General features: G+C 53.1%; 12 protein-coding genes. 1 reads left to right on the top strand and 11 read right to left on the bottom strand.

Annotated features, from left to right (window positions below):
* Positions 1-110 precede the first annotated feature (110 nt).
* The 11 genes from otsA to ACM5QY_RS23440 form a co-directional block, all read right to left on the bottom strand.
* Positions 111-1,517, bottom strand: a complete 1,407-nt coding sequence (otsA, locus tag ACM5QY_RS23490) for an alpha,alpha-trehalose-phosphate synthase (protein ID WP_416123083.1) — start codon at positions 1,515-1,517, stop codon at positions 111-113.
* Positions 1,514-2,308 carry a trehalose-phosphatase gene (otsB, locus tag ACM5QY_RS23485; protein ID WP_416123082.1) on the bottom strand — a complete coding sequence of 265 codons (795 nt, stop codon included), beginning with the start codon at positions 2,306-2,308 and terminating at the stop codon, positions 1,514-1,516. Before otsB ends, otsA begins: the two co-directional genes overlap by 4 nt.
* Before the next feature lie 204 nt (positions 2,309-2,512).
* Positions 2,513-2,866: an SLOG family protein gene (locus ACM5QY_RS23480; protein WP_416123081.1), complete on the bottom strand. Its 354-nt coding sequence runs from the start codon at positions 2,864-2,866 to the stop codon at positions 2,513-2,515.
* Between the two features lie 30 nt (positions 2,867-2,896).
* The gene (locus ACM5QY_RS23475) at positions 2,897-4,564 is read right to left on the bottom strand and encodes a Na/Pi cotransporter family protein (protein WP_416123080.1); all 1,668 of its coding nucleotides are present in this window, start codon (positions 4,562-4,564) and stop codon (positions 2,897-2,899) included.
* Positions 4,565-4,677: 113 nt separating this feature from the next.
* Positions 4,678-7,383, bottom strand: coding sequence for a magnesium-translocating P-type ATPase (mgtA, locus tag ACM5QY_RS23470; protein ID WP_416123079.1), 2,706 nt, complete (start codon positions 7,381-7,383; stop codon positions 4,678-4,680).
* Positions 7,384-7,701: 318 nt separating this feature from the next.
* Positions 7,702-7,947, bottom strand: a complete 246-nt coding sequence (locus tag ACM5QY_RS23465; RefSeq protein WP_416123078.1) for a hypothetical protein — start codon at positions 7,945-7,947, stop codon at positions 7,702-7,704.
* Positions 7,948-8,382: 435 nt separating this feature from the next.
* The gene (locus tag ACM5QY_RS23460; RefSeq protein ID WP_416123077.1) at positions 8,383-9,063 is read right to left on the bottom strand and encodes an oligogalacturonate-specific porin KdgM family protein; all 681 of its coding nucleotides are present in this window, start codon (positions 9,061-9,063) and stop codon (positions 8,383-8,385) included.
* Between the two features lie 83 nt (positions 9,064-9,146).
* Positions 9,147-11,315 carry a right-handed parallel beta-helix repeat-containing protein gene (locus tag ACM5QY_RS23455; RefSeq protein ID WP_416123076.1) on the bottom strand — a complete coding sequence of 723 codons (2,169 nt, stop codon included), beginning with the start codon at positions 11,313-11,315 and terminating at the stop codon, positions 9,147-9,149.
* 86 nt (positions 11,316-11,401) lie between these two features.
* Positions 11,402-12,967, bottom strand: coding sequence for an MFS transporter (locus tag ACM5QY_RS23450; protein ID WP_416123075.1), 1,566 nt, complete (start codon positions 12,965-12,967; stop codon positions 11,402-11,404).
* Between the two features lie 378 nt (positions 12,968-13,345).
* Positions 13,346-14,326, bottom strand: coding sequence for a VirK/YbjX family protein (locus tag ACM5QY_RS23445; RefSeq protein ID WP_416123074.1), 981 nt, complete (start codon positions 14,324-14,326; stop codon positions 13,346-13,348).
* 195 nt (positions 14,327-14,521) lie between these two features.
* The gene (locus ACM5QY_RS23440; RefSeq protein ID WP_416123073.1) at positions 14,522-14,875 is read right to left on the bottom strand and encodes a winged helix-turn-helix transcriptional regulator; all 354 of its coding nucleotides are present in this window, start codon (positions 14,873-14,875) and stop codon (positions 14,522-14,524) included.
* A 123-nt stretch (positions 14,876-14,998) separates the two neighbouring features.
* Between ACM5QY_RS23440 and ACM5QY_RS23435 the strand changes: the two genes are divergently transcribed.
* Entirely contained in the window at positions 14,999-15,532 is a 534-nt protein-coding gene (locus tag ACM5QY_RS23435; protein WP_416123072.1) for an NAD(P)H-dependent oxidoreductase, read from the top strand.
* Positions 15,533-15,582: the final 50 nt, after the last annotated feature.

The raw sequence follows: 15,582 nt of genomic DNA, 5'->3' as shown, positions 1-15,582 counted from the left end.
GTTCAGGGAATCCCTGACGCTGTAATTTAGCGTTTTGCATATGCGATAAGCCTCTGCATTGCGTTAAAAAATGATACAGCCCGCGTTAAGGGCTGTGTTTAGAAAAGTATTCAGGCGACGGCGTGATGCGCGAGGTCGTGGGGCGAAATCGCCTGCAAATCGTGCAAATAGGTTTCCCCCCAGTGGGCGATATCGTTTTCACGCAGCACGGCCATCATGGCGTTGTAGCGTTCACGACGCTCTTCAAGTGGCATGGTCAGTGCTTTATCGAGTGCTGCGGCCACGTCATCGCGGTCATACGGGTTGACGATCAGCGCCGCCGTCAGTTCATTGGCGGCACCGGCAAACTGCGACAACACCAGTACGCCCGGATCTTGCGGATCCTGCGCCGCGACATACTCTTTCGCCACCAGATTCATGCCATCGCGCAGCGGCGTGACCAGCCCGACGTCGGTCAGGCGGAACAGTTTCATCAGCAGGCTGCGCTGAAAATGCTGATTGAGATAAAACAGCGGCGTCTGGTTAAAACTGCCGTATTTCCCGTTGATGCGCCCGACTTCAGTTTCGAGCTGATGGCGCAGTTCCTGATAGGCCTGAACATCGCCACGCGACGTCGGCGCAATCTGGGAATACCGCACTTTGCCACGATGTTGCGGGAATTTCTCCAGCAGCGCTTCAAACGCCAGAAAACGCTCCGGCAGCCCTTTGGTGTAATCCAGACGCTCGCAGGAAATGATATTTTTCGCTTCGCGCAGTTCGGGTTCCATGGCGGCCATTTTCGGCGGCAGCGGCCCTTCCGCCATCTTTCTGATATTTTCGGGTGCGATGCTGATCGGATAAACGCCGGTCTGGAAGGTATTGCCGAACGCCTGATGCAGGCTGGTATTGGCAGGCTGCAACGTGGTCAGTTCGCCCAGATTATCCAGAAATGCCTGCCGGTCGCTTTCGGTCTGGAAGCCCAGTAAATCGTAGTGCGACATCATTTCAAGCAGCTCATTATGCGGCGGTACGGCGTTAAAAATTTCGGGTGTCGGAAACGGAATATGCAGGAAAAAGCCGATGCGGTTCTTCACGCCAAGTTTGCGCAGCGCGGCGGCAAAAGGCAGCAAATGGTAGTCATGGATCCACAAAATATCGTCGGGCTTTATCAGTGGCTGCAATCGTTTCGCCAGCAGATCATTGACGCGGCAGTAACCTTCCCAGGCTTCACGCTGGTAATCCACCAGATCAATGCGGTAATGAAGCGCTGGCCAGAGTACGGCATTGGAAAACTGGCAATAATAGAGATCGTAATCGTTTTGATTGAGCGGAACCGAAGCGTAGGTGATGCCGTCTTCTTCCACCAGGCTCAGATCATCTTCCTCTTCGCCGGAGATTTCACTGATTTCTCCGTTCCAGCCAAACCAGAGCCCGGACGTGTTTTTCAACGCATCCATAATACCGACAGCAAGTCCACCTGCGGATTTTGACCCGTCAGGAATAGCAATACGGTTAGATACGACAACCAGGCGGCTCATCGTTTTGTCTCCTTATTGATCGTTGTTAAGTGACGTTGTAACGATTCCAGCCACTGATGCACATCGCTGACCTGTGCCAGACGGTAGCGCGCATGGCTGAAACCTCCTCCGACTTTCACGGAGATCCCTTGCAGGGCATTGACGACCTGAAAGCCTTTCTCATCGGTCAGATCATCGCCGATAAACACCGGAATGCGCCCCGCGAAGGGTGCCTGCTGCATAAAGGTTGTTATGGCGGAGCCTTTGTCATTGCCGCGCGGCTTGATTTCGGCCACGCATTTGCCGCGCTGAAGCATCAGCTCCGGGTACGCGGCCACCACCGATTCGGCCAGTTGCAGAACCTGCTGCTGAAAAGCCGGTGCCTGACGGTAGTGCAACGCAAACGCCATGCCTTTGGCTTCCAGCATCGTGCCCGGCATCGCGGCCATTCCCTGTTCGAGCTGAAGTTGCAGGGCACGCGCGAGCTTCTCAGGCAACGTCACGCGGTGCAGATTGCCTGCAAAGTCGCGCAACTCAGCACCATGAACGCCTGCCGCCGGCAATTTCAGCGGCGCGGCAAGCTGATCAAGCTGATCAACCGGACGCCCTGAAACCAGCGCAACAGCGCCCGAGGTGGCCGCAGCCAGTGCTTTCAGGTTATCGCGAACGGAAACGGGAAGAGTGACGGCGTCAGGTTCGGCGCAGATGTCGGCGAGCGTGCCGTCAACATCAAAGAAGAAAGCAGTTTTCCCGCCACTGAGGGCGGGGATCGGGGGCGTTTCTGTGGTGTTATCCTTCAGTTCTGTGGTCAATTTTATTCTCCTGTGTACGTAGCCGGTTGCTGTACTTTCTATAAACAGAAATCTTTCTATAATCAGAAATAACGCGGTGCAACCGCTCTGCCAATGAATAAATATACCCTCTTATAAAGCCTTTGCCGGGACTATCAGATTAATCCAGAAACTGGTTCCCTGAAAAATGTCTCAAAATAAAAAGCGTAACCGGTTTTTTTGTGGCTAAAGATAATCATCAATTTCAATCACTTTAATTCCTTTGCTTTTCGCCAGCCCGATGCAATCCGCGGTATCCTCTCCGCCCGAAAATGCCAGGATAATATCCGGGCGGCTGTCTTCAAGCATGAAAATATTACGGCGAATTTCTGCATATTTGCCGTGCGCTGCCCAGTTGGCGGGATACCGCACGATGTGAACGTTGGCATCCCGCGCCCAGTGCTCAATGGCACCGCCGGAAGACGGGTGTCCGCCGTGGATCAGCACGCGGATGTTTTCTGATTGCGAATATAAATCCAGCACCCGCGTTAACGTACTGATACCGGCATAAAAGCGGCCAGAACAAATAAGCACTCTCATGAAGTTTTCCTGTTGTTTTTATTATGGGATTTATACGTCTGCGTTATTTTCAACCATCGCCCGCAATTCATCACCGCACCGGTCAATAACGGGATACGCCACGGCGGCAATATGATGATGTACGCGGCGGTAATCGCGTAAAACACGCTGGAAAATATCGCCGGATTCCGCCCACGCATTTTCATCATCGCGCAGCTTTTTAAAATGCTCACGGCTGGCGTTGGCTTCAATCTGGCGAATCACTTCCTTGCGCACCACCAGCTGATGCGCGGCGTCGAGGTCTTCGCCCAGAAACGTCGTCACGGCCAGACGCTGACTGGTGAGAATTTCCGCGTGGAGCAGCGCAATATTGTTCCGCTCGAAATCACTGAACGTCTCGCCCCGCCGCGTCCTGCGTGCGGCCAGCTCCGCCAGACTGCTGGAAAGAATGTCACCGGCATGTTCGACGTTTATGACAAACATCAGGATTTCCTGAGCGCGGTCGGCATCGGCGTCGCTTAGTCCGTCGTGTGCCAGATCGGCCAGATACGCACGTATCGCCGCACTCAGCATATCCAGTGACTGATCGAGCTGTCGGATCTCCGTGCGGCTGCCTTTTTCCGGCGTCTGAAACAGTACCTGCAGCCGGTCGAGCATAATGCTGAGCATATCCGCCGCGCGCAGGGATTCACGCACTGAATTGGATAAACCGATGTAGGCGATATCCAGCCCGGTCTCGTCGAGGTACACCGGCGTACCCGGATCACCGGCACGCGCTTCTTCAGGGAAAAGCCGCTCAAGCAGGCGGGCGACCGGCCCCGTCAGGCCAATAAACACCAGCGCCAGCACGGCGCTGAACGCCGTATGAAACCACACCACCAGTTGCGGTGTGCTCAACGCCAGGCTGTCAGAAAAACGGGCCAGCAAAGGCATAAAGGCCAGCGCCACCCCGCAACCGGCGCAGCGGATCAGCAGATTGCCCACGGGCAGACGGCGGGCGACGGCTGTTCCGGCATTCAGCACCGGCGGCAGCGCGCCGCCCATGTTCGCGCCGAGCACCAGTACCATCGCGGTCACCGGCGTCATCACGCCTGTCGCCGCCAGCGAGGCGATCAGTAAAATCACCGCCACGCTTGAATGGCAAACCAGCGTGAGGATCACCGCCACGGACAGCGCGATCAGCGTATCGCCCTGCAAACCGGACATCACAGCACGGAACACCGGTGTGGATTCGATGTGTTCCAGCGTTGCGCCCAGCAGGCTCAGCGCCAGCAACATCAGCCCGAGGCCAATCAACGCGCAACCGGCGCTTTCAAAGCCGGTATGGTCTCGCATTTTAAAAACGATAAATCCGCTCAGCATCAGCAGCGGCACCGCAATCGCGGTGTTGAAACTCATCAGCTGAACCACCAGCGTGGAGCCGATGTTGGCACCGAGCATCACGGCCAGCGCGGGGGCGAGGCTCAGCGTACCGGCGGCGGTAAATGACGTTGCCATCAGGCTGACGGCGGTGCTGCTTTGCAAAAGGCAGGTAATGCCCACGCCGGACAGCAACGCCATCCCGCGATGTTTAAGATGACGCCCCATCCAGTGGCGTAACGGTGTCCCGAATCCGCGTTGCAGCGCGGAAGAAATCATGTGGGAACCCCACAGCAGCAGGGCAATCGCGCCTGCCAGGTTGATCAGTAAGGTGGTGCCAGATTGGGTTGTTGCAAACATAATCGCTCCCCTTTTTCAGGGTTGTCATTGTGAAGCGTGGCGCTATTTTCAGTCTTAAAACGGTGCCGCAAAGCGCTGCGGCACCGGTCAGGTTTTAATGAAAAATCAGGACATCAGAACCACTGTTTAAAACGACGGATGTAGAAGGTTTTCATTCCCTGTGCGACGCAGCAGTACGCCAGCAGCGTACCGGCCAGCCACGGGAAGTATTGCCACGGCAGCGCCTGCAGCCCGACGATCGGCCCCAGCGGAGAGAACGGTACGTAAATACCGACCGCCATCACCAGCCCGGTCATCAGCATCACCGGCCACGCCGCCGTGCTCTGGATGAACGGGATTTTCTGGGTACGCAGCATATGCACCACCAGCGTCTGGGAAAGCAGCCCTTCCACAAACCAGCCGGACTGGAACAGCGTCTGCATATGTTCACTGTTGGCGCTGAACACGTACCACATCAGGGCAAACGTCGTCATATCGAAAATGGACGACGTCGGACCAATCCACACCATGAAACGGCCAATGTTTTTGGCATCCCATTTACGCGGTTTTTTCAGGAACTCCTTATCAATTTTGTCCCACGGCAGCGCCAGCTGGGAAATGTCATACATCAGGTTTTGCAGTAACAGCTGAATTGCCAGCATCGGCAGGAACGGGATAAACGCACTGGCAACCAGGACGGAAAACACGTTGCCAAAATTTGAACTGGCGGTCATGTTCAGGTACTTCACGATGTTCCCGAACGTTTCGCGCCCTTTCAGCACGCCCTCTTCCAGCACCATCAGGCTTTTTTCCAGCAGGATGATATCGGCAGACTCTTTGGCGATATCCGTGCCGCTGTCGACGGAAATCCCGACGTCTGCGTCGCGCAGTGCCGGTGCATCGTTGATGCCGTCGCCGAGGAATCCGACCGTGTGGCCGTTGGCCTGCAAGGCTTTCAGCACCCGCGATTTTTGCAGCGGCGTCAGTTTGGCAAAGACCGTGCGCTCTTCCACCAGCTCACGCAGCGTGGCGTCGTCAAGGCGTTCAATCTGCGGCCCGAGCAGCGGTTCGCCCGGTGCTAATCCCACCTGATGACAGATGCGGCTGGTGACGACAGCGTTATCGCCGGTCAGCACTTTCACGCCCACGCCGATATCACGCAGCGCCGCAATGGCCGGACCGGCAGATTCTTTCGGCGGATCGAGGAAGGTCAGGAACCCTTGCAGGATCAGGTCGTGCTCATCGGTTGTGCCATACTGTTTTTTCGCCTCACTTTTACGGATGTCGCGGGTCGCCACCACCAGCACGCGGAACCCTTCCTGGTTGTAGTCATTCGCCAGCGCCAGCAGTGTCTCGCGGCGTGCCGGGGTCAGTTCCACCACCGTGCCGTTTTCCTGCATATGCGTGGAAATACTCAGCATCTCTTCCACCGCGCCTTTGCAGACCAGCAGATGATTTTCCTTTGCGTCTTTCACCACAATCGACAGACGGCGGCGTAAGAAATCGAACGGCATTTCATCGACTTTGCTGTAGCCCTGCGGACGGGTGAACGTAGAAACGCCATTCTCGGAGAAGTGCAGCACCGCCTGATCCATCAGGTTTTTGATGCCGCTCTGGTGATAACTGTTCAGCCACGCCAACGCCAGTACGGACTCATTTTTTGCACCTTGTGTATCGAGGTGGTGCTCAAGAATGATTTTGTCCTGCGTCAGGGTGCCGGTTTTATCGGTACACAGAATGTCCATCGCGCCGAGGTTCTGAATGGCGTTCAGGCGTTTAACCACCACTTTGCGTTTCGCCATCGCCATCGCGCCTTTCGCCAGATTGGCGCTGACGATCATTGGCAGCATTTCCGGCGTCAGCCCGACGGCGACCGCCACGGCAAACAGCAGTGCATCCCACCATTCGCCTTTCATGATGCCGTTGATCAGGAAGACCACCGGCACCATCACCAGCATGAAGCGGATCAGTAATCCGCTGACGCTGTTCACGCCGCGATCAAACGCCGTCTGTACACGGGTGCCGACAATGGCTTTCGCCAGCGAGCCAAAGTAGGTTCTGGCTCCGGTCGCCACCACCACCGCCTGCGCTGTGCCGCTGACCACGTTGGTGCCCATGAAACAAATGTTGGGAATATCCAGCAGATTTTCATTTTCAGCACTCACGTCGCTGGCGGATTTTTGCGCCACATCGCCCAGCGTGTCGTACTTTTCAACCGGCAACGCTTCACCGGTCAGCACGGCCTGGCTGATGAACAGATCACGCGATTCAATCAGACGGACATCCGCCGGGATCATATCGCCCGCATAAAGCTGCACGATGTCGCCGACCACCAGTTCGCGCATCGGTATTTCACGCAGCGAACCGGCCTTCCCTGCACGGTCGCGGCGTAACACCGTGGCCGTGGTTCTGACCATCGCTTTCAGCGCTTCGGCCGATTTCGCCGAGCGATATTCCTGCCAGAAACGAACCAGCCCGCTCAGGCCCACCATCGTGCCGATGATGTAAACCCCGGTCAGATCCGTTTCTTCTCCGGCCCGCAGCGGGAACCAGTAATCCGTGAAGAAGCTGATGACAGCCAGCACCGCTAACACATAGATGAACGGGTTGTTAAAGGCTTTCACCATCTGGATCAGCGGGTGAGGCGGCTTGTCGTGCGCGACGTCGTTGTAACCTTCTTTCTCCAGACGTGTGGCGGCGCTGGCTTCCGTCAGGCCGTCGCGGGTGGCGTTAACGTTAATCAGCGTAACCGCGACGCCGTTTTTTGCTTCCTGCGCGGCACGCATGGAGAGAGTCTGTTGTTTCTTTTTATCGTGCGTGGTGTTGTTTTGTACAGTCATGGTGGTGCTCCTGTCGCGCAACAATACGGCCGTAATATCCGTAAGCCTTTTTTCAGGCTGCAAGATATTGCCCGTATCGTCTGAGCGATCGGTGTTTTCATTTATTTTATGCAGGGCTATTCGCTGTTTATTTATAGATAAACAGAACAAGCCTTATTGTGTGTCTTTTATTTCTGCTTCAGGTTTCGCTGGCCGGAATTATTCTCTGAAATAACACAGTTGAAACAGTTCAACGGAATTAAATCAGCAATAACCTGCCGGAAACGGTCAGGCAGCAATAAGGACGAGATTCAGCGCGGCGTTAAACCACGGGCTGAATCATGCGGGGGAAAACCGACTTTGAGGTTCTTCGCTGTCAGACATGATGCAACGCTGCTCAAGCTGGCCGGTCACAGGACTGACGCGCCAGTTGGTTACGCGAAGATTCATTCTATTGATTTTAGAGGAAAAAATTGAATGCGAGTCTTTGCCGCGCGCAGCCAGCACCCTGTCTCGGGACGGACGGACACGCAGAAGTGATGTCAGGCTTTTGACATCGGGATAAAGGATTGATTTGAAGTTCATAACACACCCCGGGACCGTAAACACTCAGGTTGAGGTGAGATAACACAAGAGCATCAGGCTCTGGCGAGGCGCACCCAAACGATGAAATGATCACAGTCGATTTCATGTTTAATATTCCGAAGCGCCGGTTCAGCGTCATTCGGGAAGCTACTAGATACAGTGTCCATTAGTCTCTTATGTTAAGTAAGGAAAGGCCGCAACTTCCGGCAGGTGCAATTTACGCATGCGGTATATTATTGTCAACCCGTAAACTCATAATTAAACCATGTCGTTTATGTTTGAGTGAGGAAACAACGGCGGAATTATTTCCTCCGGATGTTATAACCTAAACAAACATCAACGAGATTGTCATAAAAGTGAAACTCCCGCCGGAATTTTCAGGCAGGAGTTTATTACGGAGTGCTTATCAACTTACGCGTTGTTTATTTCACGGTATCAGAACGAATATTGTACCCCTACGCGGAAACGTGTCTGACGTTCGTCGGTGGTTTTTCTGACAGAGACATCACCGACCTGAACATAAGGCGTCCAGTTTTTATTGATATTATAAGCGACCTTCAGATCCTGCTCATAATCCCATTTGTCATTATCATATAAAACCTGATCGCTGTGCTTATAAATATAGTTATATTCAAACCGCCAGTCCGCAAGACGATAGCCCAGCCAGATTTCGCCGCGATTGGTTTTACGGTCTTCAGTATTCTCTTTGGTATAACGGGTATATTCATAACGGTAGCGGGCATTAAAGTAAATGCCGCTGTCGAAGGTATATCCGGCGGTTAAAAACGGTTTGTAAATGCTGTTGTCAGAACTGGATTCCAGCGTAAAACCCGGTTGCAGGAAAAACGCCGGTGTCACTTTGTACTGATAGCTGATGGTGCTTTCAGTTCCGTTATCCACCAGATTATTAAAGGGTTTGTTTTCATTATCACCCCCGGATTTCCATTTGGCTTCCAGTGAGAAACCAAACCCATTGTCGAAGCGGTGTGAGATTAACGCCCTGTCTTTATTCTGCTTACTGTCATCAAGCCATTCATGGCGAAGGTCAATCGTCACAGCCTGACTGCTGGCGCTGGCCAGCAGCAGACCGCAGATGAGAAGTCTGTTATTTTTCATTTTTTAAGTCCCAGAGATATTGAGTAATATTATTTTTTGTAAAGAATATTTCAGCGTTCATGCCTGAAATTCATTACGTTGCTTTATTTTTGTTTAAAAAAGTCAGCGTAATTAAATCCGCCGTCAGAAAAACGGGTTACCGGATCGGGTAACCGGAAAGAAATAAAATCTTCCGGCATAATTTCTTTATTCAGCGTATTCACGCTTTTGTTTTTGGTATAAAAATAATCAGAGGCATCGACATTGCCGCTGACAGCATCGTCATATTTACCTGGCGCGGTGCGCAGCGACACGTTGCCTTTGAACACGCCCTGTTTATCGGCGGTGGTGTACGGCGACGGGCGGAACAGGAAGTTGAAGCGTTTGTTATCCACCGCACGGTTACCTTCTACGCAGAGTGCGCCGGGGTTGAAGTTATCGGTGAAACCGTCCATGCCGTTTTCCACCGCCACGCTGTTCAGCACGCGGTGCGCGACCGGCAGGCCTTCTCCGCCGAGCTTGAATCCGTTGCTGCCGTTGTGAACCGATAAACTTTTTTCGATCGTGACACTGCCGTTCGGGCCGTCTTCGATTTTGTTGAACAGGTCGAATCCGTCATCCACGTTGTCATGCGAATAACAATTCACCAGCCGGTTGCCCTCGCCCACGCGCATTTTCACCGCAAAACCGTCGGCATTTTTGCGCCCCGGATCCTGATTTCCCCAGGATTCAGAATTACTGATCAGATTACGGCTGGCCCACAAGGCGCGGCCAATCCCGTCCGGTGAGGCCACCCAGATGCCGGTATCATCGGCGTGATGGGCTTTAATGCGATCGATATGATTATCACTGCCGGCAATATGGAAGCTTTTCTGCGTAACGGTAATGCCCTGCACATTCCAGAAACTGGCATCGAGTGTTAACCCGTTAAACACCCCGTTTTCGCCCTGCGCACGCAGCGTTTTCATTTTGGCTTTTGTGCCACTGGCGGTTGCCGGGATCACACTGGCCGGATAGTCACCGTCCGCCAGCCACAGGGTTCCGCCGGGCGCTAACAGATTGACCGCGCTGGCGAAATCCAGCGGATGCGCCTGCGAGCCGTCGTTTTCAGCCGTTCCCTGCGGCGAGACATACAGCGCATCAGGGTTGCTGACCAGCGCCATACGAACTGCAAATTCCTGCGTCAGCGGCTTTCCGTTTTCCGGCGTAAATATCACGCTCAGCGTGGTCGCGGGCTGACCGGCGTGGAACGGCACGGCAACCACTTCGCCGCCCTGAACGGTTTTCTGCCGCAGCAGGGATTTATTGCCGTCCTCAATCTGCAACTTGCCGTCGCCGTTGGTACGCAGCTGGAAAACGCTGTCGCGTCGCGTAACGACCGGCGAAGACATGATTTCGATACGCGGTTTGAGTGACGGTGTCACGTAAGGCGCGGAAGGCAAAGAATGCGCTTCGCTGAGCGTTAGTTTCGCGTGGCTGACCGTGATTTTGGCATTACGCGACGCAAAGAAACCGACGTAATACCCGGCTTTATCCAGTTGCGTGACACGATCTGCGCCCTCGACGGATTTCACCGTCCATTGATCGCTGCCCTGTGACGCATACGCGACATCAAAACCGGTGTCCGTCCGCGTCAGCCGCAACGAGAAATGCGCAGGCGTGGTCAGCGGATGGTATTCCTCACGCACGATACCGATTCCGGTATTGCCCCACGGCTGTTTCACGCCCTGCCGCGCAATCAGCGCAACGACCGGCGGCTTATCGCCCACCGCCATGACGCTGTTCATTACCATATTTGACGCCGCCGGTAATTCTTCAATGCCCGGTTTGGTCACGGGTTCACGCGGCGCGCCGAGAATGTCGCGTACCAGCAGCCCCGCACCTTCCTGCCCGGCAGGTTTAGCGCCGTTTTCCGGGCCAAACTGATCGAGCGTGATGTCGGCTTCCAGCTCGAAATTCGTCTCCGCAGGGAGACGCGTGTAGAAATAAGTCAGGCCGTCGTGGCTGTTCCCCACTTTTCCACCCCGGCTTTCCAGCGTGAACGGCGTAGTCAGCGCAATTCCTTCGGCCGGGATGGGTTTGTCATCCGCCGTGCGGACTTCATTCATGCCGATTTTTTCAGGCAATACGTTAGTGGCAAAATTGACGTCGGTGGACTGACCAAAGGTGATGCTGTGCCAGCGCAAATTTCCGGGTTCAGGCAAGGCGGCGGCGAGGCTTTGCGCGCTTATTCCCAGGGACAGCGCGACAATCGCCAGTTTGTGTTCCCACATAGTTTTTCTCATCTTTAAAAAATACGGGGTCGCTGGCCGGTGTTTCCCGGCCAGTCGGTGAGGTCAAAATACAGCGTTTTTTGAGATTACGGCTGTTGCGTGGTGCCGGTCAGCGGTTTCGGGACGTCCACATTCACGGCAGGCGTGTTGAAGATTTTGCGGCACACCGCGCTGTTTCCCCAGCATTCCTCATAAGGGTGTCCGATCAGCTCTTCCATCACCGCGCGGGCGTCCGGCTTGATATGGCCGATGGCGCCACCTGCTTTGATACGGGCTACTTCACCCAGTACCACCAGATGCGTTTTGCGGTTAAGTTTCATCTGGTTACTGAACAGCATCGCCATCAGTGCCAGGCCGATTACACCGATACAGAACACCAGCGCAATCGCCATGACCGCGCTTTCCGGCTGGGTATGTGATTTTGACTGGAACCCGTAGAAGCTCAGAATGGATCCCATCACAAACACGATCACGGAGCGCATCAGCTTGCCGGAGAAGGTCATCGCGCCGGCGTAGATCCCTTCGCGACGGCGGCCGGTAAAGGCTTCATCCACATCGGCCAGGAAGGTGTAGACCGTCCATGGAATGTAGTAAACGCCGCCGGTGCCGATTCCGAAAATTACGGTAATGGTCAGCATCGCCACGGTGGCGTACTGCTGCGGCAGGTGCAGGAAATGCAGCAGGCTGTAGCAAAATACGGAGAACACCACGATACTCAGCGCCAGAATATAAGGCTTGCTGAAGCCGTGTTTCACGCAGATACCGATGAAAATTGCGGTGGAGAACAGTTGCAGAATGGAGTTCAGGCTGCTCAGCCCCGCCACCATGGTCGGGTCATATTGCAGAACGAAAATGATGAAGTAGGTAAAGACCGACGCGAACAGCCATTCCGCCCCAAAGCCGCACAGATACATGCCCAGATGTTTGCGAAATACGCGCAGGTGGAACGTCGATTTCATGTCGCGCACCAGCGTCAGCATGGTTTTGCCGAGGCTCATTTTAGTCTCGTCAACCGGCGTCGTTTCTTCCACCGGACGTTCCCAGGAAGATAAATACAGCAGGCCGATCGCGACGCACAGGATCACCCCGTAGGTCAGCGCCGTGAAGAAGAACGGCTGCGCGGAGTCTTTGCCGTAGATCAGGATGAACTGGCCGGGAATGAAAGCAGCCAGGAAGTTCGCCACTTTACCGAAAATCGCTTTGTAGCCGGTCAGTTTAGAACGGGCTGAGAAGTCGGTGGTCATTTCGGTGGCGAGCGTTTCATACGGCACCATGACAGAGGTGTAAATCAGTTCAAAGACGACGTAGGTGGACAGGTAATACCAGAATCCGAAGCCTTCAACCCACAGCAGCGGGTAGAACATCATCAGCGGTACGCCGAGTAATATAAAGAAGCGACGGCGGCCAAATCGTTTGCCGAGGCGCGTTTTACCAAAGTTATCAGAGAGGTAACCCATCAGCGGATTACTGATCGCGTCGATAATGCTGGCAACCGAGAAGATGGCTGATGCCTGAAGCAGCGTCAGGCCGCAAAACGTGGTGTAGAAGTAAAGCAGCCAGATCCCGGCTATCGCCAGCGCCCCGCTGCCCAGTAAATTTCCGCCGCCATAGGCCAGCTGATGTTTAAATAAAATCGGTTTTTCTGTCTTCATGTTTCGTTCCGCCAGAGAGTTTATAAATATGAACCGCTGTTTTGTTTTTATAGAGATAGCGTTTTATATAGGCGGAATGAATGAATAGCTGTGAATCAGTTCACATTTGAATGAGCTGGAGGCAATTTGTCCGAGAATTTTGCGATACGTGTAACATTCTCATCCATCAAAAATCCACAATTGGCGAGAACGTTCAAATTGCATTAGTTTTGAATCGAATAATTTGCTAACTATTCCTCTGAAAATCATGACGTAACACAGGGGGGGTTATAGCGGACTACTGATGAAAAGTCGTGCAGAAAGGGAGGCGAATAAGGCCAGTCCCTGGCCATGTTGCCTGCTACAGCGGGTCATTCTGATATCAAAGCGCCTGTAAAATCAGGCTTTCAGCAGTGACGCTGTGCTTTCACTGAGTTCATCGAGCAAGGTGTAGCGTTTGCGGTACTCTGAACGCTTTTTGCTCGGGATCTCTTCCATGGTTTTGCGGGGTAATTCCAGCGGAACGTCATATAACGCTGGTGAATACACCGTTGCGCTGATGGAGTCCCAGAATTCGTTATAGCTGGCGACAAACACATTTTTCTTACGGTGACGGTAACGAAGGCTGCGGAAGACGTGCCCGGTATCGCTGACAGCCAGAATGTGTTTCACGCCGGTTTGCTCCGCGATGCGTTGCAGGCTTTCCAGTAACAGGCGTTTGGGAAACAGCCCGTAGCAGGATTTTGTCGCCTGTTTAATCACTTCATGTGGCGTTGAGCGGTGTGCGCCCTGGAAACCGCCGACAACGATCGTCGCCCCTTCCGGTCGCTGCACGACGCTGAACGTCAGCGCGGCAAGACGGGTTTCATCCATGTACAGAAACATGTTGGCTTCGCCTTCACGCTCGGATTTACCGATTGAGCCGAGTACCACGCGGAAGCTTTCGCCCTCTTTCCCCATAAACTGCGTGACGGTGTAACCGCCCGCGCTGAGTAAAGCGTTTTTCAGCGAAGCATTGGTGAGGTTTTTCACAAACTCGTAGTGTTCGACCAGCGCATTGGCGCGTCCGGCGGAAGGTAAACCGAGATACAAATACGGCTTGTGGATTTTGTTTGGCAGCTTGGTCTGCACGCTCAGCGCTTCCTGCCAGACCGGTTCACTGGCCATTTTGTCGAGCACCTTCAGGGTATCGAGCGGATGCAACAAGGTTCGGACAGCGTATTTCACACGGAACATGCGGTTTTTCCACAAGGCATCCGGGGTACGCGTGCCACTCAGCAGATCCATAAACAGAGTGAATCCACTGGCTTTTTTGATGTTTTTTGCAGCAGTATAACTTCCGCTGAGGGATTCGGTTTCGTTAAGGGGTGAGTGTTCCATGATTGATTTCCAGTGCCTGAAATAATCACGGTATCACCCGATTTTTAAACATCTTTACAACGTGAATTTAAAGAACACTCAGGTTGTGGGGATAAATACGAGTTGTTGAGTTGCTGTTTACTTTACGTTTTCTTTACACAGAAGCCCGATTTTTCTGCACATTCATCAGGTTCCCTACCCGTCGTTTTCAACAGTTCATTTCAGTTTGTCATTGCTGTGGACGTTTCCCCACCCGCACATCATGTCTAAAACCGGAATCAGAGACTGGCCTCTTTCAGAAAGACTGTATTCCACTTTTGGCGGAATTTGCGGGTACTCCTTCCTGATGATCAGACCGTCACTCTCAAGCTCTTTCAGTGTGAGGCTCAGCGTTCTGAATGAAATTTTTCCCAGGCGGCGTTTTAGCTCATTGAATCGCACTACAGGCGTTGCGCCCGTCAGCGAATAGAGGAGGATCATTTTATATTTTCCGCTGACCAGCGAAAGCGTATACGCGAACCCCGTTTCCCCCCTGAGTTCACAGGGAATATCCATTGTCTCTTCACGCATTTACACTATCCTTTTGTATAGTACATATCATAAATGACAGTATTGTACTTTAAATTAACGCTCCCTATGATGCAAACATCAAACAGACACAGAATTACTTCATCGGATAAAGGGAGATATTATTTGAAAACGCTCATTGTGGTTATTCATCCAAACCTGAATGAATCTGTCATCAGTAAACGGTGGATTGGTGAATTAGCTCAACACCCCGATTTATATACAGTCCATAATCTTTATCAGGCGTATCCTGACGGGGTTATTGATGTACAGAAAGAGCAGCAGTTAATTGAGCAACACGACAGCATTGTTTTGCAATTTCCGTTGTACTGGTTTAATTGCCCGCCGCTACTGAAAAAATGGTTCGACGAAGTCTTCACCTATGGCTGGGCATACGGCTCCACCAGCGGCCACAAGCTCAGAAATCGTCAGTTTGCTCTCGCCGTGAGCGCCGGGATTAAAGAAGAGGATTTTAGGCCTGATGGACGTTACCCGCATTCGTTAAAAGAAATACTTTTGCCTTTCGAAATGACAGCCAAATATGTGGAGGCAAATTACCTTCCCTTCTATGCTTTTTACGGCGCAGAAGATGAAAATTCGCAAGAAGAATTAGACAAAAGCGCAAAAGGATATATTGATTACCTTCAGTCTTTTTCGTGAACGTCTTAAAGTAAACCCGGAAAATACCGGGTTTTTTATTTCGTGGGAAA

The organism is Rahnella sp. PCH160 (genome assembly GCF_047784855.1).
GTDB lineage: Bacteria > Pseudomonadota > Gammaproteobacteria > Enterobacterales > Enterobacteriaceae > Rahnella.
Note: the sequence above shows the minus strand (reverse complement) of the source record. Positions and strands in the feature narration are given on the sequence as shown.